The sequence below is a fragment of the Polaribacter vadi genome (assembly GCF_001761365.1).
GTDB classification, from domain to species: domain Bacteria; phylum Bacteroidota; class Bacteroidia; order Flavobacteriales; family Flavobacteriaceae; genus Polaribacter; species Polaribacter vadi.
Genome location: NZ_CP017477.1, coordinates 3,650,993 through 3,674,873, shown reverse-complemented (window position 1 = coordinate 3,674,873; position 23,881 = coordinate 3,650,993). Strand labels below are relative to the sequence as shown.

General features: G+C 30.2%; 14 protein-coding genes. 3 read left to right on the top strand and 11 right to left on the bottom strand.

Going from position 1 to position 23,881, the window contains the following annotated elements; translation table 11 throughout:
• Positions 1-188: 188 nt before the first annotated feature.
• The 10 genes from LPB03_RS15875 to LPB03_RS15830 all read right to left on the bottom strand — a co-directional run bounded on the left by LPB03_RS15875 (position 189) and on the right by LPB03_RS15830 (position 10,736).
• Positions 189-1,865 (bottom strand): DUF2157 domain-containing protein, encoded by a 1,677-nt coding sequence (locus LPB03_RS15875; protein ID WP_231953115.1) that lies wholly within the window; start codon positions 1,863-1,865, stop codon positions 189-191.
• Between the two features lie 62 nt (positions 1,866-1,927).
• Entirely contained in the window at positions 1,928-2,605 is a 678-nt protein-coding gene (locus tag LPB03_RS15870; RefSeq protein WP_065320616.1) for a hypothetical protein, read from the bottom strand.
• A gap of 18 nt (positions 2,606-2,623) precedes the next feature.
• Complete coding sequence (locus tag LPB03_RS15865) at positions 2,624-3,145, bottom strand: hypothetical protein (RefSeq protein WP_065320615.1); 522 nt, start codon at positions 3,143-3,145, stop codon at positions 2,624-2,626.
• Between the two features lie 437 nt (positions 3,146-3,582).
• On the bottom strand, positions 3,583-4,818 hold the full coding sequence (locus LPB03_RS15860; RefSeq protein WP_065320614.1) for a DUF6638 family protein: 1,236 nt from the start codon (positions 4,816-4,818) through the stop codon (positions 3,583-3,585).
• Between the two features lies 1 nt (position 4,819).
• A complete protein-coding gene (locus LPB03_RS15855) occupies positions 4,820-5,398 on the bottom strand; it encodes an NUDIX domain-containing protein (protein ID WP_065320613.1) in 579 nt (192 codons plus the stop codon).
• On the bottom strand, positions 5,391-7,349 hold the full coding sequence (locus LPB03_RS15850) for an AAA family ATPase (protein ID WP_065320612.1): 1,959 nt from the start codon (positions 7,347-7,349) through the stop codon (positions 5,391-5,393). Before LPB03_RS15850 ends, LPB03_RS15855 begins: the two co-directional genes overlap by 8 nt.
• Positions 7,350-7,505: 156 nt before the next feature.
• Complete coding sequence (locus LPB03_RS15845; protein WP_065320611.1) at positions 7,506-8,543, bottom strand: hypothetical protein; 1,038 nt, start codon at positions 8,541-8,543, stop codon at positions 7,506-7,508.
• A 2-nt stretch (positions 8,544-8,545) separates the two neighbouring features.
• Complete coding sequence (locus LPB03_RS15840; RefSeq protein ID WP_065320610.1) at positions 8,546-8,878, bottom strand: type II toxin-antitoxin system PemK/MazF family toxin; 333 nt, start codon at positions 8,876-8,878, stop codon at positions 8,546-8,548.
• Positions 8,878-9,123, bottom strand: a complete 246-nt coding sequence (locus tag LPB03_RS15835; protein ID WP_065320609.1) for a ribbon-helix-helix domain-containing protein — start codon at positions 9,121-9,123, stop codon at positions 8,878-8,880. The genes LPB03_RS15840 and LPB03_RS15835 overlap by 1 nt, the downstream gene beginning before the upstream one ends.
• Positions 9,124-9,392: 269 nt before the next feature.
• Positions 9,393-10,736 carry a coiled-coil domain-containing protein gene (locus LPB03_RS15830; RefSeq protein WP_065320608.1) on the bottom strand — a complete coding sequence of 448 codons (1,344 nt, stop codon included), beginning with the start codon at positions 10,734-10,736 and terminating at the stop codon, positions 9,393-9,395.
• A 217-nt stretch (positions 10,737-10,953) separates the two neighbouring features.
• On the opposite strand from LPB03_RS15830, the gene LPB03_RS15825 reads away from it, so the two are divergent.
• From LPB03_RS15825 to LPB03_RS15815, 3 genes are all read left to right on the top strand, one after another.
• Positions 10,954-15,393, top strand: coding sequence for a T9SS type B sorting domain-containing protein (locus LPB03_RS15825; protein WP_065320607.1), 4,440 nt, complete (start codon positions 10,954-10,956; stop codon positions 15,391-15,393).
• 3 nt (positions 15,394-15,396) lie between these two features.
• On the top strand, positions 15,397-18,108 hold the full coding sequence (locus LPB03_RS15820; protein WP_065320606.1) for a T9SS type B sorting domain-containing protein: 2,712 nt from the start codon (positions 15,397-15,399) through the stop codon (positions 18,106-18,108).
• Between the two features lie 73 nt (positions 18,109-18,181).
• The gene (locus LPB03_RS15815) at positions 18,182-20,911 is read left to right on the top strand and encodes a T9SS type B sorting domain-containing protein (RefSeq protein WP_083187375.1); all 2,730 of its coding nucleotides are present in this window, start codon (positions 18,182-18,184) and stop codon (positions 20,909-20,911) included.
• A gap of 68 nt (positions 20,912-20,979) precedes the next feature.
• Here LPB03_RS15815 and infB read toward each other — a convergent pair whose 3' ends face one another.
• Positions 20,980-23,865 carry a translation initiation factor IF-2 gene (gene infB / locus LPB03_RS15810; RefSeq protein WP_065320604.1) on the bottom strand — a complete coding sequence of 962 codons (2,886 nt, stop codon included), beginning with the start codon at positions 23,863-23,865 and terminating at the stop codon, positions 20,980-20,982.
• Between the last annotated feature and the right edge of the window lie 16 nt (positions 23,866-23,881).

Genomic DNA, 23,881 nt, shown 5'->3' with positions numbered 1-23,881 from the left:
TTGCACAAACACGTTATCGAAACACAAAAAATCATCCAAACCCTAAAAATCAGCAAACAAGTCTAGCCCAGATTGAAACGACATCCTTTTTGCTTTTCGCAAAAAGATATAGTGGAAAGCTGGAAATAGCTCCTAAAAAAATAAAACAAAATACTGAAACAAGTTTTGCATACCCTAGTTGTTCATTTTTATAGAATCGATTTGTTTTTGCAAACGTTGTATATCTTCCATCTTTTTTGTTGGTTAGATAATAACTGAATGGAATCTAAAATTTGACGGTTTTGCTCTAAAACAGTTTTCTCTTTTTCGAAATATATGTTGGTGTTTTCGCTGGTTCTCCAAGCTTCATTTAATTGCATGTACAATTCCTGATTCCAAGTACTTGGTTTTTTAGCATTTATCCAAACAACATCTCTGTATTCGCTATCTACCAAAGCCAAATCTGGAGTTGCAGAACCATCAAATTGCTGAGGATTGTCTTTGCTAATCGTGGAAACTGTGCCTAGAAAAAACATCCTTTTTTTACCTGCAATATTCTTTATATAAGGCCTAAATTCTACTGGCGCATTTGAGCTCCAATCGTACTCTTTTTTAGATTCTTTTACTTTTAAGGGCATTGCAGAAACGCCTGCATAACCTTCTTTTTTGGAAGCATGATCGTAAAAATAAAAGTTATTTGAACCATCTGCAGGAATAAAAACGCTGTAACTTAAACTGGTTCTTTCATTACCAATTGGTTCTAAACCAAACCAATGATACAAGCCTGAAAAGGCACCAACTTTGGTGTCAGAAAAATCGAAATCGGTTACATAAGGTTGCTGATTTTGGTCTTTTGGTGCTAATGGAATTTTTACGGCACTTTTCATATTCCAAGGTAAAGGATCTGAAAAACCTGCCAAAAACTTTAAACTTTCTGCTTGCAAACGCGATACTTTTTCTGACAAGGTATTTTGCTTGGTTAAATAGTTGTAGTTTTTCATTTCTTGTGGAGAAATGTACGTTCCTTTTCCGATGGTAATTCGCTCTAAATAATCGCTAAAATTATGCTCGCCATTTTCTACAACCATGACTCCACCAAAACTTGGATAAGGAAAAAAGAAACCTTTCCACTTTATGAGACTTACGACTTGCACCCAAGCACCTTTGTCGTTTTTCATATAATAAGTGTCACTTGGTTCGTAATTAAACAGCATCCAAGGGTTTAAACGTTGCACAACTGCATTGTAGGTATTTCTACTAAATCGTAAAGATTCGCCAATTGAAAAGGTTACAGGAATTCTGTTTTCGCTCGAAAAACGTGGAAAAGGTGTGGTACTTGATACCGAAAAAATCTCTTCTGTATTGTCTTTAATTCCTTGCCAATAATACTTTTCAGTTGGCTGAATAGCCATTGTCCATTGATTGGAATCGTCTACTCTTACCAAATGTGGCAAAGAAACGTCTTTGGTTTCGCCTACAGATTCGTTCGCCATCGAAAAAATGTTTCTTAAAGGCTGAATTCTTTCGTTTTGCGTTAGTGGCAATTCTACAATTTCGATTCTATTTAAATCGTTAAATACATTATAGGTTTGCATATAAACGTACATTTTTGAATAAAAACCTACGTAATAAATTGCGCCGAAAAAGATTGCTAATAGTGCTAAAATTCCGATTCTACTGCCTGTTTTTGCTGATTTCCTGAATTTTCTTAATCCAAAAAACAGTACAGTTAAACACAGTAAAATGATGAAAATAAACTTTCTAAAAAACAATAATGCTGGTTGATAATCGTCTCTTAGAAAGAAAATTAGTGCAAGAAAAATGATGCCTAGAATTATTAGGTTTCTTTTTTGTTTTGTTCCTTTATGCCAATATGTTTTGATCATATTTATATGTTTGAAGTTGGGAGTATGAAGTTTGAAGTTTCTTACTCGTACTTAATATTTGTTTAATGTATTTCTTCTTTATTTTTTAATTCAAATAATTCTAAAGCGAATTTATTTATTATCTCATTTTCAATTTCTTTTTTACATCCAAATAATATTGGGACTTCTTCAGTAGTTATTAAACACCAATCTCGGTTATCTGGAAACAGACAAGTATCTAATTGAAAGCTAAATATATCTTGGATTTCAAAATATTTTTCTAAATCAATATTTATATATTTTTCTTTGAAATCAAAATGGTGTTTATGATAACCTGCATCAAAAATTAATAAGTTTAACTTATCTTTTTTTGAAAGTAATTTTAATGATTTTTTGAGTTTAGCTATGCTTAAATTATCTAAAACTGAAACTCCTGGTGTTTCAGGAATTAAATCAATTGTTTTATGTGAAAATGTAACATTAAATCTTTTTGCTAATTCTAAGATCGAAATTTGTTTATAAAATTTTTCCTCTTTTAAAAGAACATTAAATTCTTGTTCAATTCTAACTCTCTTATTCATTTCTTCAAATGTCCCATTTTCCAATGGATATTTGTCAAACGGAAAATTATCTATAATTCCATAATCCCAATGAATTAGATATTTTAGTTCGAAAAAATCAGGAATATAATTTTCTGCAAAATTCCAATTATCAGAATTCCGATTATTATAAAATTTAATAAAATCTTCAAATATATTCATCAAAATAACTAAATACGACTATAACAAACCTTTATCCTTCAATCGTTCTCTTGCGCTTTTCGCCTCTACTTTTGGCTTCTCTATTTCTTCTTGTGCTTTTTCTATAGCTACTGGTTCTTTGGCTTTTAAATCGTTGATAAACCCTTTTCCACTTTCTACAACATCTTGAAATTTATCTTCTAAAGATTCTGATTGTTCGTCTATAATTGCTGATGATTTAAAAATAAATCCTGCCAAATATGTGCCTATTAAAGTCCCAAAAATCATGGAAGCAAAAAGCGAAATTGTTGCTAAATCTATTGGAATTAAAAAACGCGTGATTACAATTCCGATTAAAAATAAGGCTGTAATAAATACCAATCTTAATAAAAATGATTGCTGATACACAAAGCCTTTTTTATTGGTTGCTTGCATTTGTAATTCTTTGGAATTCATCATTTTGTTAAAAAAACGATACACACCATTTCCTTGAGACTCTCTCCAGAAAATAACGGCTCCAAATAAAATTGAGGCGATGAAAATTATTAGTTCTAGTGTCATAGTTGAGTTTGAAGTTTAGTTTTTGGTTTTTCCTGCAAGGTTTTCAAAACCTTGTAGGTATTATTTCTATTTAATTTTTATCCTACTATACCTACAAGGTTCAAAAAAAACCTTGCAGGATTTCAAATTCAATATTTTATGATTATAAATTATTGTTGTCCGATTAAAAACTTTATAAACTTCCAAAACTCATACTAAATAACCAAATATTTAATATATCGCCCTTCTAGGGCTTAACAAAATTTTGAAATAATTTTCTATTAATATTTCATCCCTCTGGGATTTTTAGCTCTGTAAGAGCGAAATATTAATAAAAAAAACACAATAATGTTATAAAGCACCATAGAAGCAAAATTTAATCGAACAATAGTAATTATAAATATACAATTTTAAACTTTTCTATTTTGGTTTATGATTTCAATTTTCTTACAATAGACCTAAAACCCATTCTTGATCGTTTCCACTACCCAATCTTGCTTTGTTTCCTGCCACGATTTAAAGTTTTTGTAAAAATCTTCTTTGTCATACCAATACCAAAATAACACATCTTTTGGTGCAATGTTTATCAGTAATTTCCAAATTAAATCTTGATGATTTGCTCTTAATGACGAATGTGGTTTGTGTAACGCAAAATAAAATTCTTGATCTACAATATCATTAATTTTAGTGTCTTTGTTTGTTTGTTTTTTATCCAAATAACGCTCTACACTCATTACTTTTTTACGTGTTTCTAAATCAATTTTATTCAAATAACTTTTGAATAACATTTTGTCTATTAAGATATCATTTACAGGGTGTTGGGTATCTTTTAAAGCTTCTCCAAAAATAAAACTTTTAATGCGTTCGTATCTTTTTGTGGGTACTTCTTGTGCCAAATTACATTCAATAATTAAATGATCTCTTAATTGTGTAACCAGTTCAGGTTGCGAAATATGAAACATTAAAACATCATAAGTGGTATCATTAATCGCTTCTTTATAGGCTTCTTTTTTCTCGAAAATTAAGATAGGTGTAATAAAGTTTCTTAATAAATAAACTCCTCCAAAAGCTTCTGTAAAAAACGAATCTGTTGTAAAAACAATCGGCTCTAAACTTAAATCTCTTTCTCTTAAATCGCCATATTTTTTTGCTGATGATAACAACTGTTGATGCAAATTTTCATCAATAAAATTGTTGTCTTTATGGAACTTTTCTATGAGTTGTAATTGTGCTTCTTTTGCTCTATCTAAATCGTCTATCAACCGAAAACTGATCTTTACATCTTGGTATTTTAAAACATCTAAAGGTTCGTAAAAAGCATCTATATTTTGATCAAAATCTACACAAATAGCTGAATCTCTTGTAATATTATTGATTTTCTCATTGTGTGTTTTAAACACCAATTTCATTAATTCTCTATCAAAAGAATGAAATGGATTGTAAATTGGCAGTCCTTTTTGCAAGGGTGTAATTATAATTGCATGCGGATTTGCTTCGCCATTATTTAAGTAAAAAACCTCATTTTTTTCTTCAGCAATTTCTGGACTCCAACCAATTCCATCTATAAAAAATGACGTTAATTTGGTTGGTGTAAAACCTAATTTTACCAAACATTTATTGTAACGTTCTACTAATTTTCCACTAATGGGAATTAGTTCGTTTCTGTATAGATTTGCTTGTTTTAGTTTTTGCATTTTAATCTAACAATTTATGAATTTGTGCATATTGTAATAACACAATGGTTCTTGTGTCTACAATTTCTCCTTCATTTAACATTCTTACAGCTTCTGTAAATGGAAGTTCTAGCACTTCAATATCTTCATTTTCACTTGCCAAACCTCCACCTTTACTCACTTTCATATCCTCTGTATATTCACCCACAAAAAAATGCATTTTTTCAGTTAAAACGCCTGGAGAAGAATATCCTTCATACACTTTCTTTACAGATTTTATTCGAATACCAACTTCTTCTTCAGTTTCTCTAATAATACATTGTTCAGGATTATCTTCATCTAACAAGCCTGCAGGAATTTCAATTAAAAATCCGTCTTTATGATCGTGTAAATACGTTGGCAACCTAAATTGCTTGATGAGAATTACTGTCTTTTTTGTGGTGTTATATAACAGAATTCCTGCTCCATGACCACGTTCATACACTTCACGCATTGGATTTACCCAACTTCCATCAGATTTTTGATAATCGAAATTAAACTTAGAAAGTGTATAATAATTATCAGATAATAATGTCTTTTTAAGGTTTTTTATTCTACTCATTTTCAAAATTTCTTCTTGCTTCTAAATCGATGTTTAATTGATTTACTCTTGCATCTACTTTACGCTTAAAATCTGTATCTGCAATTGTGGCAACATTGTCTAAATAACGTACCACTTCTTGTCTTCTAATTTCAGAAAAATCTAAACCTTTCATGTTGCTTTTCATTAATTCTTGCAACATATTAAATTTTGTTTGATAGTCTTTTTTGAAATAAATTTCAGGATTCTCAAACCAATCTTGCTCCAAATCAAAATCTGTTAAACGTAATGAAATGGCAGATTGAATATTTCTTACATCTCTTGATGAAAAGAATGGAAATATTTTCTGAATTTCTTTATACAACGTTGCAAAAAAATGATGTTCGTTTGTTGTATGTTTTTGAACAGCTTTTTCATAGGCTTCTAAAACTCTTTCTTCACTTGGCTTTTCAACTGAATTTAGAATTTCTCCCATGCTTTTTGTAACACCTTGGTCTTTTAGAAAATCGTAATTCCTAGGGTTTTGCATGTTTACAAAATCTGGAATTGTTTTTTCAAATTTTTTCCACCAAATATAATCTTGATCTAAAAAATCGTGTTCAGTTCTTGCTCCATCAATTTTAAAACGTCCTTGAATTCTAGAAAGCACAGCTTTGTCTAACATTTCTGGTAAGTTTGTAAATAAACCCACAGAAGAATTTCCATAATTTACTGCATAAGCACCTTCTGTATATCGCAAGAAAACTCCAATAACTTCTTTAACTCCTGCAGAAACTCCTTGTGCAGTTCTTTCTTGCAAATTATTTTCTGCATCATCAATAGGTGCAAAAATAATTTTTGTTGGATCTTGCATTGGCTTCATCCATTCCACCATTTTTTCTGCAGAGCCTCCTTGAAAAGTAGAAATCAATGTATCTGGCATTGGATGAAATAAAAACGGAATATCTAAATGATCACAATGTTCCTTTAAGCGAGTTGCAATGGCTGCAATTAACATACTTTTTCCTGTACCTGGAATTCCATACCCCATAAAAACAGGCATAAAACCTCCTAATTCTTGAAACGGATTTTTTTGCGCCTCAAAATCATAACTCAACATTCTTTCTGTTAATCTGCGTGCAAAATGTTTGGCATCTTTGTTCCCAACAATTTGCTCAAACTGAATTTTATTAAATTCAACACTTTTGGCAGTTCCTTGAAAAACATTTTCCCAACCAGCAACTGCAAAATCTGAATTTTCTAATTTATACGTTCTATCAACAATCGTTTCTGTATATTCTAAATTGCTTTTTCGCAACTGAATTTCATCAATGAAAGCTTCAAAATAAACAACTGTAAAATCGACAACATCTTTGTCGGTTTTTATAATTTCTGGATGTCCTAAATATTTATCAAAATAAAACAAAGCACACGCAATTCCTTTTAAAGGTGATAAAAATGATACTTCTGGAATTCCTGCAAACTTCTGCTTCATCACAGATAAATCGTCACTTGCAAAAGATTTTAAATCGTGTAAAATTTTATAAGCAGTTGCAAATAATTGAAAAGCTGTTGCTGTTTGTAATTTACTTTCAAATTCTCTTTTTCCTGATGAGTTTAATGCTGATTTACGTTCGTTTAAAGAAGATAAACCTGATGCATCATAGTAGGAATCTTTAATCCAAATTCCTAAAGTAAGGCCTTCTTGAACCGCAAACAACGTCTGATTTAAATGTACAGGAATTGCAATTGAATCTGGTAATAACCGTTTTTTTAACCCTAAAATAGTTTTAGAAATTGATGTAATTTCTAAATTGCTCCCATTATTTGCTCTTGATAAATACAGCAAGATAGAATCATCTTTAGCGTCTTTATCTCTACTTTTTGCTTTATTACTTTGCTCCCATTGAACAGATTTTAAATACCCAGTTGCTTCATCTCGAAGCATATCAAGTTCATTTTGTTTTATTGGAAATGTGGAATTGTGGTTCATTTTTTTGTTTCAAGGTTTAATGTTCAAGTTCAAAATTCAGCTCGTCAATCTATCCTTTTTTATCTTTTAAATCATTTTGTATTTCAGACCTCACAGGTTTTAAAAACCTGTGAGGTCTTTATTCGTTTCAATTGTTTATCTCTAATTGAAAACTATCTACTTAATTTCACTCATCAAAATAGGTTCTTTTGCTAATGTATCTAAAGTTCTAGGAACTTGATTATGCAAAAGTTGAATGATTCTATGTGGAGCAAAAAGATATTTCTGCTTTAAAACATCACTCCATTTTTGCATAGTTTGCTTGTTAAAAAAGCTACCTTCTGTGAATGTTTCTCCAGCAAATACTTCATCAATATTCATGGAAACTGCATACGATTCTAATGGAATTGTTTTACAAGCAATTCCGCTTAAAATGGCATGTGTAATTTCGTTTTCATCTTTTGCAAATACATTATGAAAAGGTCCTAAATCGATTCTTTTAAAATGCTTTGGAATTAAATTTGGTAATTTTCTATCAATATTATACGCCATAGTATCTAAAGCCATTTCCCTATCTGCACTTTCTTTTAACGTTTGATAAATTTTCTCCTTATCATTGATGGCATTTTTTCCATCATAATCAAAATACATAAAGCAAATAAAAGGCCTGTTATGACTTACATCATAAAAACTCCAGCTTGTAACATAATCGTAATTTGTATCTTTTGGCGCTTCTAAAATTTTGCCTTGCACAAATCGATTAAAGATGTATTTTTTATCTACTGTTGTGTAATAAATAATAGACGAAGCTTTGAATAAATCGGATTTTTTAATTGATTCTTTTTTACGTAAAAGTGTATCTAAAAATTGTTCTTTTAAAGCATCTGTATCCACTAATTTGTCTAAATGCTGTTCTCTTAACTCTAAATCATTAAACAGAAATCGAAACTCCAAATAATTAGGAAAACCAGAGTCTGTTAAATCTACTTTCATATTATCTTCTTCATCATACATATATTTAATACGCATTGCCTCAATAGAATACAACAATAAATCTGAATATTGTTTGAAGAAAATTAATTCTTGTTGTGTACACAAATTCTTTTGTTGCATGCTCACAATAATTTCTTTCAGAGCAAAATCGACCATTTTATGGTAAAAAATGTATTGCTCTTTAGAGTTTAAAATAGCAGAATCTAATGGAGTTGTAATCATATTTAATACTTCAAAATATCATTTAAGGTTTTTTTGATAACTTCAATATCTTTTAACGGAATCTCACCAATTTTTTGCTCCAATCTTGTTTTAGAAACCGAACGAACGTGAAAGGTTAAAACTTCAGAAATTTTAGATAAACCATTTTTTGCATTTGGTTTTAAAATTAAATTTCCTTTGTAATTTTTGATGCTCGTTGTTAACGGACAAACAATTACCACTTGTAAATATTTGTTTAACATATCGCCACTAATAATTACAGCAGGTCTTCTTCCATTTTGCTCACTGCCTTTTGTAGGATTTAAATACAATTCCCAAATTTCGCCTTGCTTCATTAGTTAGTTTCTGTATCATTGATAGCAGTAAAGTATTCTTGCACCCCTTCTTCTGCAACTTTTAAAATATCTTCATCTGTAGCAGCTTGTTTATACGATTTTATATAACTCGCTTTTTCTATTTGCTCTAAGTATAACTCTAAAGCATTTTCTATAAGCCTATTTTTAGGAAGTTTTAATTCTTTTGCTAAAACTGATAATTTATCTAATAAACTATCAGGTAACGAAGATGTGAATGTTGCCATTTTAAATTAATTTTATACAAATATAACAAATAATTATATTTTATATTTATATTTTATAAATATAAAAATCAAATAACATCTGTAACTTTAAAAAATAAATACATTTTCAAAAATGCTGTTGCGTTAAGGATTGAAATGACATCCTTTTTTCTTTTCTGAAAAAAGATATAATGGAAAGCCTGACCCTGATTTTTCATCAGGGAAACGCCCTAAAAATTATATAGTTTTAATAAACATATAACTTGAATTATTACATCTTTACAGAAAGATTAGCTTAACATATCGTCATTAGAAATATCTTTCTTTGGAGTTTCTGGAGTTTTATCCACATCTAAATTTGAAGCTTCCTTATCTGCTTTATAATAGTCCTCAAAAATCTCTTTCATATCAATTCCATATCTGTCTGCAAAATTCTTTTGTATGTCAGAATCCTTTTCTCTAATTTCCTGTAAAGCCTCTGCATACGTACTATAAACCCCATTCATAACTTTTTCGTGAACAGGAATATTATCCATCATTTCTTGACGAGCTCTTGCACTTGCAGAGTGCATAGATGCTAAAGTAGCTCCAATATGCTCATCTGTTTTTACTCCTAAATGCTCCAAAATTGCTGCAAATTCTTGATCTGTTCTTGCTTTTAAAGCCACAACATAACCATCATAATATTTTAAACGCTCTTCTGTATCTGACTTTAGTTTTGCTCTATGAGTTTGCAAATTTGAACGTAAAGAAGTTAAAACTTTAATCGTTAAATTGTGTTTATGCACAAAACTATCTTTACTTGCAGCCAACGTTGTGTAAGCATTTTTTAAACCTTCTAATTCCTCAACTTTTTGCTCAATTGTGGTTACTTTTCCAATTGCCTCTGAATATGCTGTGGATTGTTTGTCTGCAATTTCATCTAATTCTTGGCGAGATTGTTTTAACAAAGCATATTGCTCTTCTAATTTATCTTCAGTTTCTTTTTTCTTTTCTAATGCTTTTGTATGATTTTTAGAAGCTTCTACAATTGCCATTTTCAACTTTTCTTCAACTTCTTTAATTTCAACTTCTCTGTTTTTTAATCGATTTACAGCAGCTTGAGATTTAAAAGATAATTCACCTAAAAGTGTTTGTATATCTGCACTTTCTATTCTTTGTTGAAATAATGCTTTTGCTTTATTGTCTGCTCCTGATCGTGTTTTTTCTGCTTCTGCAAATTCCTGCTCTTCTTTTTTGATTTTAGATTTCCTTCCCCACAAATTATTCCACCAAGTGTCTGGTTTGTTTTGAGCGTCTTCTAATTCTATTCTAGCTCTCTCTAATTCTTTCTGAGCATCATCGATTACTTTTTGTTCAGCAGGATTTAATGACGAAAATTTCTCGAACATAATGCCCACTTCATCTTGATAATCTGTTAGATCTTTTATAGCGTCTAAAAGTGTAGTTCTATCTTTTTCGGCCATCTGCACAACATCATCTAATGTAGCATTTAGAATTTTTTGGCGTTTTTCTGGATCTTCCTCTTGTGCCAATTTAGATTTCATGGAATCTACAGCTTTACCCCAGTTTACTTCTACTTTTTCAGTTTTTTGGTTAGAGTTCGTTTCTAACAAATCAAAATCATCAGACATATTTTTAGTTTTTAAGGTTGAACAATTTTTAGACAAGCAATTTCGTTATTTTTTTTTAGGATAAGAAATATAATTTTATATATATGTAGCATAAATTTAGTATTTGTTACAGTCTTTTGAAAAATCTTTAAATTATTGCTTTATTTAAGAATGTTAAAAACCCTAACTTCTTAACCTTTTTAAATATATTTGACATAAATTATTCAAACAATATTAAATGAAGAAATTATTTCTAGTTTTAATCATTTTTTTTACATTAAATATATTTTCTCAAAAAGAAGCTAACTATTGGTTTTTTGGTGAAAATGCTGGTTTAGATTTTACCACAAACCCACCCAATTTTCTAAATGGAGGACTTTCTACTGATGAAGGTTCTGCTTCTATTTCAAATGCAAATGGCGAATTACAATTTTACACAGATGGTTCAATTGTTTATGATAGGAATGATGGAGTTATGATGAGTGGTACTGGATTATTAGGAAACTCTTCAAGTGCACAATCTGCTATAATTGTTCCAAAACCCTTAGACAATAATATTTACTATATTTTTACTGTTGGAAATCAACAAACACTTGATACTGATGGAAATGGAGTTGCTTTTTCCATAGTAGATATGAGACTTAATAATGGTTTAGGAGCAGTTACTACGAAAAACACTCCATTAATTTCGTCTGGTTTATCTAGAGAAAAAATTACGGCTGTTAGAGGTAGTGATTGTAATACATTTTGGGTAATAACTTCTGATAGAAATAATTTTTACGCTTATCTCATTGATAAAAATGGTGTAGTAAACTCTCCTATAACTTCTAATCATAACAATAATTTAGACAATTTAAGAGGTTATTTAAAAATATCTCCTGATGGTAAAACGCTTGTAAATGCAAGTGCCAATTCTGGAACATATATTTTTGATTTTAATGCATTAAATGGAAAAATTACAAATGGTGGCTCTATAAGAAATAACATTGGTAATGGTTATGGTGTCGAATTTTCTAGAGATAGTAAAAAATTATACATTTCAACAGGTGTACATAGTCAATTAGACAATAATGGCAACAGAAACTCTCCTCAATATTCATCTATTTGGCAGTTTAGTTTAGATTCTAGAAATATTTCTGACATAAATGCAAGTGCAAAATTGATTTACGATACAAGTGCTGGTTATAGAGGAGCTCTTCAGTTAGCTGCAAATGGAAAAATTTATTATGCTAGAAGTCGCCAAAATTATTTAGGAGTTATTAATTATCCTGAAAACGATTTTAGTGATAGAACTACTAATGAAATTGGTTTCGAAGAAAATGGTCTTTTTTTAAATACCAGAATCTCTACAGAAGGATTACCTCCTTTTATACAATCTTTCTTTCTTGAGATTGAAATTACAGATGCTGTAACCAATGCTTCTTTAAATAATCAAAATTTAAAATTTTGTGTAGGTGAAGATAAAACTATACTTTCTCAAGAAGTTGAAGGAGTCAATAAAACGTATAGCTGGACTTATAGTGATGGTGTTCGTGCAGAAGAGATTTCTACAGATCCGAATTTAATTTTAACCAATCTACAAAAGGTAGCAAATACAGGAAATTATACATTAAAAATTACTTTAGAAGATAACTGTGGAAATAATATAGAATATAATGGAGCCTTTAACATAGAAGTTTTTGATGCTGCAGTTGCTACACAACCTGCAAATATTGTTTTTTGTGATACTGACAGAGATGGTTTTAACTCTTTTGATTTAGAGACTCTTAAAAACAATGAAATTTTGAATGGTTTAGATCCTGATACTTTTGAAGTACTTTATTTTACTTCTAAAGCAAATGCTTTATCCAATTCAGAGGCTTTACCAAAAGTATATACAAACCCTACAGCTTTTAGTTCTGAGACAATATTTGCTAGAGTGCACAACAAAAAAGCTATCGATGCTTGTTTTGAAATTACAAATTTTACTTTAGCTGTTACAGATTTACCAATTCCTACACAACCAGAACCTTATAGAATTTGTGATGATTTAGAAAGTGGTTCAGATACTGATGGTGTTGTAAATACATTTCTGTTAAACACAAAACATTCTGAAATTTATGGAACTTTAGATCATAATCAATATAATATTACATATCACACAACTAAAATTGGTGCAGATATAAATGATGCTACAACAATTATAGATAAAAATGCGAACTATTCTGTTACGAACTCTCAAACAGTTTATGTAAGAGTAGAAAATAAAGACAATACTGATTGTTATGATGCAGATGCAACTTTAGAACTAGTTGTTGATCCTTTACCAATTGTAACTGCAGAAGTAGATTTATTGCAATGTGATGATGATTTAGACAGAATATCGACTGTAAATCTTACAGAAGCAGAAATTAGTATTTCTACAAATTCTGCCAATGAAACTTTCCAATATTTTGCTACTGAAGCAGATGCAATTGCAGGAACTCCTTTGGTTACAGATGAATTACGTTATCCTGTAAATCAAAATGGAGAAGCTTGGGTAAGAACTATTTCCTCTGAAGATTGTTACCGAATTTCTAAAATAAATTTAGAAGTAGAAGCTGCTGCAGATGTGGCTTACAACAAAGAATTTGATGCTGTTTGTGACGATTTTTTACAAACTGATGGCACAAATGGTCCTGCAAATAATGATACTGATGGAATTACAAACTTCGATTTTAGGGAAGCTAATGCTGAAATTTTAGCATTCTTCCCTCCTCTTTTACAACCAGATTTAGAAATCTCTTATTTTGAAACTAGAGCAGATAGAACTGCTGTTGTAAATGAAATTCCTGACATTGGAAATTACAGAAACATCAATTTTCCTTCAGATGTTACAAGACAAACTATTTATTTTAAAATCACCAATAAAAACAACAATAACTGTTCTGGAACTGGTGAATTATATTTAAAAACAAATACAGTTCCTAAAGCTGAAAATGTTCCAGATTTAGAACTTTGTGATAATGCCATTGATGGTGATGAAACCAATGGAATTGTACAATCTTTTGATTTAGAATCCCAAACTGCTGGTATTTTAAATGGGCAAAACCCTGCTGATTTTACAGTAACCTATCACCTTTCTGCAGCTGATGCCAATACTGGAGATAATGCTCAAACATCACCTTTTGCAAATACAACTCGTGATTCGCAACCAATTTTTGTGAGAGTTATTAATAACGCAACTGCTTGTTTTACAGATCATACTTCGTTTAATGTGGTTGTAAATCCTATTCCAATTGCCAATTTTGTTGATGATTTAGAAATTTGTGATGAAAATTCCGATGGTTCTGCAAGAAATGGTTTTTCACAATCTATTGATTTAAATTCTCAAACTGCTGGTATTTTAGGCACTCAAGACCCAAATACGCATACAGTTACGTATCATAGATCTTTGGCTGAAGCTAGAAATGGAGATAATCCTTTAAGTTCTCCATATTCAAATAGCACTCCAAATAGAGAAACAATTTTTGTGCGTATTTTTAATGATGATACACAATGTGCAAACGGAATTTCTAATTTTGATGTAATTGTAAACCCTGAACCCGTTTTTGAGGTACCAACCAATTTAGCCTATTGTGATAATGCTTTAGATGGTGATGATGCCAATGGAATTATTCAAAATATCGATTTAGATAGTAAAATAACTGAAATTTTAGGAGCAACTCAAAGTCCAAACGATTTTAATGTTACTTTCCATAACTCGCAAGCAGATGCAAGTGCTGGAACTGATGCCATTATTTCTCCTTATCAAAATACAAATACTACAGAAACTATTTTTGTTCGTATTGAAAATAAAAATACGCTTTGTGTTAATGATGATGCCACTTTTGATGTTATCATCAACACATTACCCGATTTTACAGTGACAACACCTCAAATTTTATGTTTAAATGATTTGCCTTTAAACATTGCTGCAGAAAATGCAAGAGATGTCTACACTTACATTTGGCAAGATGAAAATGGAACTGTTCTAAACACAGTTTCTAGAGATAATATAAACATTACAAGTGGTGGAACCTATACAGTTACTGCAACTACTACTGATGGTACTTTGTGTGAAAGAACAGAAAATATTGTTGTTAACGAATCCAATCCAGCTATTTTAGAGCGCAGTTTTATTACAATTATAGATGAAGGCAATAACATTGGTAGTGAAGATAATTTATCGATTTCAATAGATACAATTACAAACAATTTAGGTCCTGGAGACTATCAGTTTGCAGTTATTAATACAGATGATAATTCAAGAATTCCAATCATCGGTTTTCAAGATGAACCGCTTTTTGAAAACTTAGAAGGTGGTGTGTATCAAATAATTGTAAACGATAAAAATGGTTGTGCACCAGATGAAATGTTGTTAGTTTCTGTAATTCAGTTTCCTAAATTCTTTACACCAAATGGTGATGGAAAAAACGACACTTGGATTGTAAAAGGCGCTAACAAAGATTTTTATCCAAATGTGAGCATCAATATTTTTAACAGATATGGAAAATTAGTAGCACAAGAACCAATAGATAGCCAAGGTTGGAATGGAATGTATCAAGGTAAATTATTACCATCTGATGATTATTGGTTCAATATTACATTAATTCCTGCTGATACCACAAAACCAACCATCAATAAAAAAGGAAACTTTTCACTTTTGAGGAAACAATAAATTATGAAAACTTTTGTCGTCTTCTTTTTTATACTGATATCTCTAAGTATTAATGCTCAAAGAGAAGCTGATAATTGGTATTTTGGAAATAGAGCTGGCATCAACTTTAAAAATCCAAGAACTAATATTCTAACTGATGGAGAAATGAATACTCCTGCAGGTTGCTCTTCAATTTCTGATAGAGAAGGAAATTTACTTTTTTACACAAATGGAAAAACAGTTTTTAATAAAAACCACGAAATAATGGAAAATGGTGATGGTTTAGCAACAACTATCGAAAACACCCAAACTTCTATTATTATTCCCAAACCTGGTTCAGATGAACGTTTTTATATTTTTACAACCAAAACAACATCTTCTACAAATCCTATTGTATCTGAAGGAATTTTCTTATCTGAAGTTGAAATTACAAGCCAATATCCTTTAGGTAGAGTTTTATATAAATTTCAGGCTATTAGAGATTCTGCATCAGAGAAAATAACAGCAGTTCATCATGCAGATGGAAAATCTATTTGGCTTATTGTTTTTGGACCAATTGCAAGAATTGAAGGCACACCTATAAATACTTTTACACTATATAAAATTGATGAAACAGGATTAAATGCACCCATAGTTACAGCTCAAGAAGAAACAACATCTAAAATTGGTGCTATGAAAGTTTCTCCTGATGGAAAACACGTAGCTGTTGCAGATTATGGAAACACAAATATTGATTTGTACTATTTTAATAATGAAACAGGAGAAATTATTTTAAGAGAAAAAATATTTACAACCACTGCTCTTTTTAATCCTAAATCTGCTTATGGATTAGAGTTTTCTCAAGATTCTAAAATACTATACTACACTGCAGATGTTATTCCTCTTAGTTATAGCAGTATTAATCAATTTTTATTAGAAAACCCTTTTCCAACTGACCCTCTTTTTAATCCAAAAAAACAATTATTTAGATCTTCAGAAGTTTATTTTGGTAGTTTACAATTAGGTAGCAATGGAAAGATTTATGTATCTACTTATGTTCAAAATGAAAACTCTATTTCTTCCTCAACACAAATTACAATTATTGAAAATCCTGAAGACTTAAACCCAACAATTAATCATTTATCCGAAGATTTACAAACTGGAGCATCTTTTAAAGGATTACCAAATTTTATTCAATCGTATTTAAGAAATAGAATTATTACTGAAAACAAATGTGTTTTCGATACTTTTAATTTCGAAATTGATGCTTATGCACCTGTAACAAATATTTTGTGGGATTTTGGTGATGGTAATACTTCTAATCAAATGAAACCTAGTCATCAATATTTAACAGCTGGAAGTTATTTAGTAAAAGCAGATATTACTATAAATAATACAGTAAATTCTGTTTATAAAAATATAATAGTTTTTCCTCTTCCTGAGTTAAAACCAAATCAAACGCTTGAGCAATGTGACATTAGCAATGATGGAGTTGATATTTTTGATTTGTTTGATATTGAAGAAAAAATAACAAATCCAAGTCTCGAACACGAACTATATTTTTATAAATCGTTAGCAAATGCTCAAAATGATATTGATAGAATTCCAAATCCTGAGAATTTTGAAAACGAAAGCAATCCTCAAGAACTCTTTATAAGAGCTATAAGTGAAAATGGTTGTGTAAATGTTAGTAATTTTTTTATTAGAACCACTTATGTAGATCTAGGAAACATTCCTCCAATGTTTGTTTGTGAAAATTCTGATGATATTCTGAATAATTCAGAAGGTTTGTTCGATTTAAAGATAAAAGAATTAGAAATAAGATCTATGTTTAATGTTACTCGAGCATCGAAGTTGAGATTTTATAAAAATCTGACAGATGCTTTAACAACAAAAAATGAATTACCATTAAACTTTACATCTACAACAACAATAATATATTTAAGAATTGATAATAATTCAGGTTGTGGAGGTATAGAACCCATAAATTTAACTGTAAACACTAGCCTTAACATAAATTTACAAGACTCTTATACAATTTGTTACAATCCAAGTTTAAAACCACCCGTTATTATTAGTGCAGATGCTGCTAACAATCGTTTTGAATGGAGAGATAGTAGTGAAACTATTGTAAGTATAAATAAAGATTTTATTTTAAGTTCCATTGGAGAATACTCGTTAACAGTATATAAATCTGAAAATGGTTTAATGTGTTCTGTTAGAAATGATTTTGCTGTTGTAAATCCTGATATTGCAACTTTCTCTCAAATAGATGTAAACACAGAAGATGAAAGAAACAACACAATTACATTAAATGTTAATGGTAACAGCAATTATGAATTTTCTTTAGACAATACAAGCTTTTTTGGAAATGGAACATCATTTACATTTACAAATGTTGAAGCTGGTTTAAGAACAGTTTATGTAAAAGATCTTAATGATTGTGAAGAACCAATACAAACAAACGTTTCTGTAATTGGTTTTAAAAAATTCTTTACACCAAATGGAGATGGAAACAATGATTTTTGGAATATTAAAGGTTTAACAGCTACAAGTTTTAAATCTGTAAATGTTTATATTTTTGATAGATATGGAAAAATTATAGGATCTATAACAGATTTTAATTCTCTAGGATGGGATGGAACCTATAATGGAAAATTATTAATGACCAACAATTATTGGTTTAAAGCAGAAATTATTGATATAGATGATAACGTTATTAAACAATCTGGAAATTTTAGTTTAATTAGAAATTGATAGTATTATAAAAACAAATTTCATAGAGTTCTTTAAAAAAAAATTAGAAATAGTATTCTAAAGAAACAAAAAAATGAAAAATTATGTTTCCATTTTAGTCCTTTTATTTTCATTGGGGCTTTTCGCTCAAAATGAGACTTTAAATTGGTATTTTGGTAACAATGCTGCTTTTAATTTTAAAGATGGTAAAATTAAAGTTTTAGAAAACAGTGCAATGAATACTCCACAAGGATCTGCATCAATTTCTGATACTAATGGTAATTTACTTTTTTACACAAATGGTGAGACAGTTTGGAACAAAAATCATCAAATTATGGAAAATGGTGATAATTTGTTTGGTGATAAAAATAATACACAGTCTACTATTATTATTCCAAAACCAAATAGTGATTTAATTTATTACGTTTTTTCAACAAAAAATCAAAGCACAAATTCTGATGGTGTACAAGACCCACAAGCTGGACTTCATTATTCTGAAATTGAAATTTCAAACACATACCCTTTAGGAAAAATAATCAATAAAAATATTAATTTAAGAAGATTTACATCAGAAAGACTAACAGCTGTACATCATAAAGACGGAAAATCTATTTGGCTAATTTCAGTTGGTAAAATAGATGCAGATGCTACTGTAGATACTTTTTTGAATTTTAAAATTGATGAAACAGGAGTTTCTAATGCTCCTATAAGCAGCACAGTTGAGGATTTTAGATCAAATAAAGGGCAAATGAAAGTTAGTCCAGATTCAAAAAAAATTGTGGTAATTAGTTTTGCTTTTACAGTATATGTTTTCGATTTTGATTCAGAAACAGGAATTGTAAAAAGTAATAATATTATTGGACTAAAGATTGATTTTGGTTCTGGTTTTGGAGCTTTTGGGGTAGAATTTTCTCAGAGTTCTGAACTGCTATATATTTCTACTGCTTTTTTTGGAGGATCATTTTCTTATGCCATATTACAGCATAAAATGTCTGAACCTCTTACTGGATTTGATTATCCACCAATTGGTAAAATTATTTTCCAATCTTCAAAATACGCTCCAGGTTCTTTGCAATTGGCTCCAAATGGAAAAATATATGCTGCACTTTCCGAAAACGATAGTGATGGTAATTTAATTCCATCTTCTAAAATTGGTGTTATTAATAATCCTGAAATTGTAGGAGAAGGTGCTAATTATGCGCATGATTCTCAAAGCGTAAGTCCTGGTTTTAGCTCCAAAGGTCTGCCTAATTTTATTCAGTCTTATTTTGCTTCAAGAATTATAACTGAAAACAAATGTTTAGTTGATGAGTTTTCTTTTTCTGCGGATTCTTATTCAAACATTACAAATATCGATTGGGATTTTGGAGATGGAACCTTTGCAAATGGCATAAATGTTAAACATATATATTCAGCACCAGGAAACTATAATGTGAAAGCTATTTTAACTGTTAATAATTCAAAAATATCAATTTACAAAACAGTAGAGGTTTATTCTTTGCCAAGTTTAAAATCTAATCAAGAAATTGTAGAATGTGATGATAACATGGATGGCTTATCAACTTTTAATTTATATACTATAAAACAAAAAATCACAAATCCCAGTTTAGATGAAACATTGTATTTCTATGAAAACCAGACAGATCTAAATAACGATAATAATCGAATTTTAAATCCAGAAAACTTTAATAATTCAATTCCGAATCAAGGAATTTTTGTAAAAGTTATAAATCAAAATGGATGTTTTGAAACCACTTCTTTTACTGTTACAGCTCGTTTCGTTTCTTTAGGCACTATAAGCGATTTTTATACTTGTGAAAATTCTGATGGAATTTCTGGAAATCAAATTGGTAATTTTAATGGAAGAGCAATTGCTACTTCAATTAAAAACCAATTAGGAATTTCTGATAGAACAAGTTTGAAATTTTATCCTAGTTACATAGAAGCCCAAACAAATACAAACGAATTAATAGGTGCCTTTTCATCAAAAACTGCCACTATTTTTGTAAAAGCTCAAGAAGCTGATTTTTCTTGTGGAGGAATACAATCTTTTAATGTTATTGTAAACCCTGATCCAATTATAAATCTTCAGGATACTTATAGTATTTGTTTTAATCCAAGTTTAAAACCTCCTGTAATTATTAGTGCTGATGCTTCTAACGATCGTTATGAATGGAGAAATAGCCAAGGAAGCATTATAAGTGTTTCTAAAGATTTTATTTTAGATACAGTTGGAGAATTTTCACTAACCGCTTATAAAGCTGAAAATGGCTTGCTTTGTTCTAATTCAAAAACTTTCGTTGTAGAAAACCCTGAAAAAGCTATTTTCACGAATATTGAGGTAAATACAGAGGATGAAACAAATAACATTGTTACTGTATCAATAGAAGGAAATAGTACTTATGAGTTTTCATTAGATAATGTAAACTTTTCTGGAAATTCTACAATGTTTACTTTTAACAATGTTGAAGCAGGCTTGAGAACAATTTATGTTAGAGATATTAACAATTGTGAAGAACTTATTTTTACAGAAGTTGCTGTAATTGGGTTTAAAGAATACTTTACTCCAAATGATGATGGAAAAAATGATTATTGGAATATCTGTGGTTTAAACGAAACTTCTTTTAGATCCATTAATGTGAGAATTTTTGATAGATATGGGAAACTAATACATCAAATTACTAACTTCACGTCATTAGGTTGGGATGGAACTTATAATAGTGAAAAATTAATTGCTAATAATTATTGGTTTAAAGCTGACATTATTGATAAAGACAATAATTTAATCAGTAAAACTGGGTACTTTAGTTTAATACGAAATTAAATATTCATCCAAAAAAAACACCAAAACTAAATTAGCTTTGGTGTTTTTTATATAAATTTAAAAAGAATTTATTTCAACTTCTTTTTAACTGCTACTTCTTTGTAAGCTTCAATAACATCACCTTCTTCAATATCATTATAGTTCTTTAATTGAAGTCCACAATCATAACCTTTTGCAACTTCCTTCACATCGTCTTTAAAACGTTTTAAAGATGATAGAACTCCATCATGAACAACAATACCATCTCTAATAATTCTAACTTTAGAATCTCTATAGATTTTACCAGACATTACCATACAACCTGCAATATTTCCTACTTTAGAAATTTTATAAACTTCTCTAATTTCAACATTACCAGTAACTTCTTCTTTCATTTCAGGAGATAACATTCCTTCCATGGCATCTTTTAAGTCATTAATTGCATCGTAAATAATAGAATAGGTTCTAATATCAACTTCTTCTTTATCTGCTATAACTCTTGCATTTCCTTGCGGTCTTACGTTAAATCCAACAATAATTGCATCTGATGCTGTTGCTAATAATACATCACTTTCTGTAATAGCTCCAACTCCTTTATGTAAAATATTTACTTGAATTTCTTCCGTAGATAATTTTTGGAAAGAATCTGTTAATGCTTCTACAGAACCATCTACATCTCCTTTTAAAATTATATTTAACTCTTTGAAATCTCCAAGTGCAATTCGTCTTCCAATTTCTGCAAGTGTTAAAGTTTTCTGTGTTCTTACAGATTGCTCTCTTTGTAGTTGAGAACGTTTAGAAGCAATTTGTTTTGCTTCTCTTTCATCATCAAAAACATTAAATTTATCACCAGCTTGTGGAGCACCATCTAAACCTAAAATAGATACTGGAGTTGATGGACCTGCTGTCTGTAAATTATTTCCTTTATCATCGAACATAGCTTTTACTTTACCACTATGTTTACCTGCTAATAAATAATCTCCAATTTTTAAAGTACCTGCTTGTACTAAAATAGTGGTTAAATAACCTCTACCTTTATCTAATTGTGCTTCTACAACTGCACCAACAGCATTTTTATTAGGATTTGCCTTTAATTCTAAAATTTCAGCTTCTAATAAAACTTTCTCTAATAATTCTGGAATACCTGTTCCAACTTTTGCTGATATATCTTGAGATTGGATATTTCCTCCCCATTCTTCTATCAACAAATTCATTTGAGATAATTGCGTCTTCACATTATCTGGATTCGCATTTGGCTTATCAATCTTGTTTATTGCAAAAATGATAGGAACTCCTGCTGCTTGCGCATGAGAAATTGCTTCCTTTGTTTGTGGCATTACATCATCATCTGCTGCAGCTACAATAATTACTAAATCCGTTACTTGAGCACCTCTAGCACGCATTGCTGTAAAGGCTTCGTGACCAGGTGTATCTAAAAATGCAATTTTTTGATCACCAACATTTACAGAATACGCTCCAATATGTTGCGTAATTCCACCACTTTCGCCTTCAATTACATTTGCTTTTCTAATATAATCTAGTAAAGAAGTTTTACCATGATCTACATGCCCCATTACTGTAATAATTGGTGCACGTGTTATTAAATCTTCTGGTTTGTCTATTACTTCTTCAATTGATTCTTCTACTTCTGCTCCAACAAATTCTACTTTGTGGTTAAATTCCTCAGCAACAATTACTAATGTTTCTGCATCTAAACGTTGATTCATTGTAACCATCATTCCTAAAGACATACATGCAGAAATAATATTTGTTACAGGAACATCCATCATTGTAGCAACTTCACTTACAGTAACAAATTCTGTTACTTTTAAGATTTTGTTGTCTAATGCTTGTGCTTCTTGTTCTGCATCTGACTGCTCTCTTCGAGCATCTCTTTTATTTCTACGATATTTTGCACCTTTTCCTCTAGAAGATTTTCCTTGAAGTTTTTCAAGAGTTTCTCTTACTTGTTTTTGGATATCTGCTTCTGTAGGTTCCTCCTTTTTAATTGGAGTTCTACTGTTTGCTCTTCCTCTTGGTCCTGTTCCTCTTGGTCTAGCAGCGCTATTTCCTGAAGGTCTATTTGCAGTTGGTCTTCCAACACCACCTCCACCAGGTTTGCTAATACGTTTACGTTTCTTTTTAGGATCTGTAGTTGCTGCTTTTTTAACATCAGGCTTTTTCTTCTTAGGTCTTTCAAATTGCTTTAAGTCAATTTTCTTACCTGTAAAGTTAGGTCCGTCTAATTTTTTATACTGAGTTTTAATAGCTTCTGCATTTTCTGCAGTTACTTCTTCAGCTTTTGTTTCTTCTTTCTTAGAATCCTTTTTAGGTTCTGGTTTAGTACCCACTTTAGAAACTATCTTTTCGATTTCTGAAACTGATTTTTTAGCTTTAGGAGCTTCAACAGCAGGTTTTTCTAAAACTGGTTTTTCAACAACAGGTGCTTCTTCTTTAGTTTCAGCAACTTTAGGTTCTGCTACTTTTGGAGTTTCTGCTTTAGTTTCTTCAACTTTAGCTTCAGTAACAGCAACTTCTTTTGGAGTTTCTTTTACTTCTTCCTTCTTAGGTTCTTCTTTCTTTGGCTCTTCTTTAATTTCAACAGGTTTTTTACCAACCTTATCAATATCAATTTTACCAACAGTTTTAAACTCTAATTTATCTGCTTTGGCTTTAAGAACTTCTTCTTTTTTAGCTTCTTCCGTTCTTTTCTTTTCTAATTTAGCTTCTATTTCTAAACGAATTGCCTCTTTCTCTTTACGTTTTTCCTCGCCAACTTCTTTAGATGCAGCTTTTTTATTTGCATCTGTTTCAAAGCCATCTTGTAAAACTTGATAGATATCACCAGAAATTTTAGTAGTTGGTCTTGCTTCTATTTCATGACCATTCTTTGCTAAATATTCTACTGCTCTATCAAGAGAAATGTTTAACTCTCTTAAAACCTTATTAAGCCTCATTGTTTTGCCTACAGACATATATTCTTTTTAACTT

Coding starts and splice junctions, on each gene's coding strand:
- LPB03_RS15875 (WP_231953115.1), bottom strand. CDS start 1,865: ATGATCAAAACATATTGGCATAAAGGAACAAAACAAAAAAGAAACCTA.
- LPB03_RS15870 (WP_065320616.1), bottom strand. CDS start 2,605: ATGAATATATTTGAAGATTTTATTAAATTTTATAATAATCGGAATTCT.
- LPB03_RS15865 (WP_065320615.1), bottom strand. CDS start 3,145: ATGACACTAGAACTAATAATTTTCATCGCCTCAATTTTATTTGGAGCC.
- LPB03_RS15860 (WP_065320614.1), bottom strand. CDS start 4,818: ATGCAAAAACTAAAACAAGCAAATCTATACAGAAACGAACTAATTCCC.
- LPB03_RS15855 (WP_065320613.1), bottom strand. CDS start 5,398: ATGAGTAGAATAAAAAACCTTAAAAAGACATTATTATCTGATAATTAT.
- LPB03_RS15850 (WP_065320612.1), bottom strand. CDS start 7,349: ATGAACCACAATTCCACATTTCCAATAAAACAAAATGAACTTGATATG.
- LPB03_RS15845 (WP_065320611.1), bottom strand. CDS start 8,543: ATGATTACAACTCCATTAGATTCTGCTATTTTAAACTCTAAAGAGCAA.
- LPB03_RS15840 (WP_065320610.1), bottom strand. CDS start 8,878: ATGAAGCAAGGCGAAATTTGGGAATTGTATTTAAATCCTACAAAAGGC.
- LPB03_RS15835 (WP_065320609.1), bottom strand. CDS start 9,123: ATGGCAACATTCACATCTTCGTTACCTGATAGTTTATTAGATAAATTA.
- LPB03_RS15830 (WP_065320608.1), bottom strand. CDS start 10,736: ATGTCTGATGATTTTGATTTGTTAGAAACGAACTCTAACCAAAAAACT.
- LPB03_RS15825 (WP_065320607.1), top strand. CDS start 10,954: ATGAAGAAATTATTTCTAGTTTTAATCATTTTTTTTACATTAAATATA.
- LPB03_RS15820 (WP_065320606.1), top strand. CDS start 15,397: ATGAAAACTTTTGTCGTCTTCTTTTTTATACTGATATCTCTAAGTATT.
- LPB03_RS15815 (WP_083187375.1), top strand. CDS start 18,182: ATGAAAAATTATGTTTCCATTTTAGTCCTTTTATTTTCATTGGGGCTT.
- infB (WP_065320604.1), bottom strand. CDS start 23,865: ATGTCTGTAGGCAAAACAATGAGGCTTAATAAGGTTTTAAGAGAGTTA.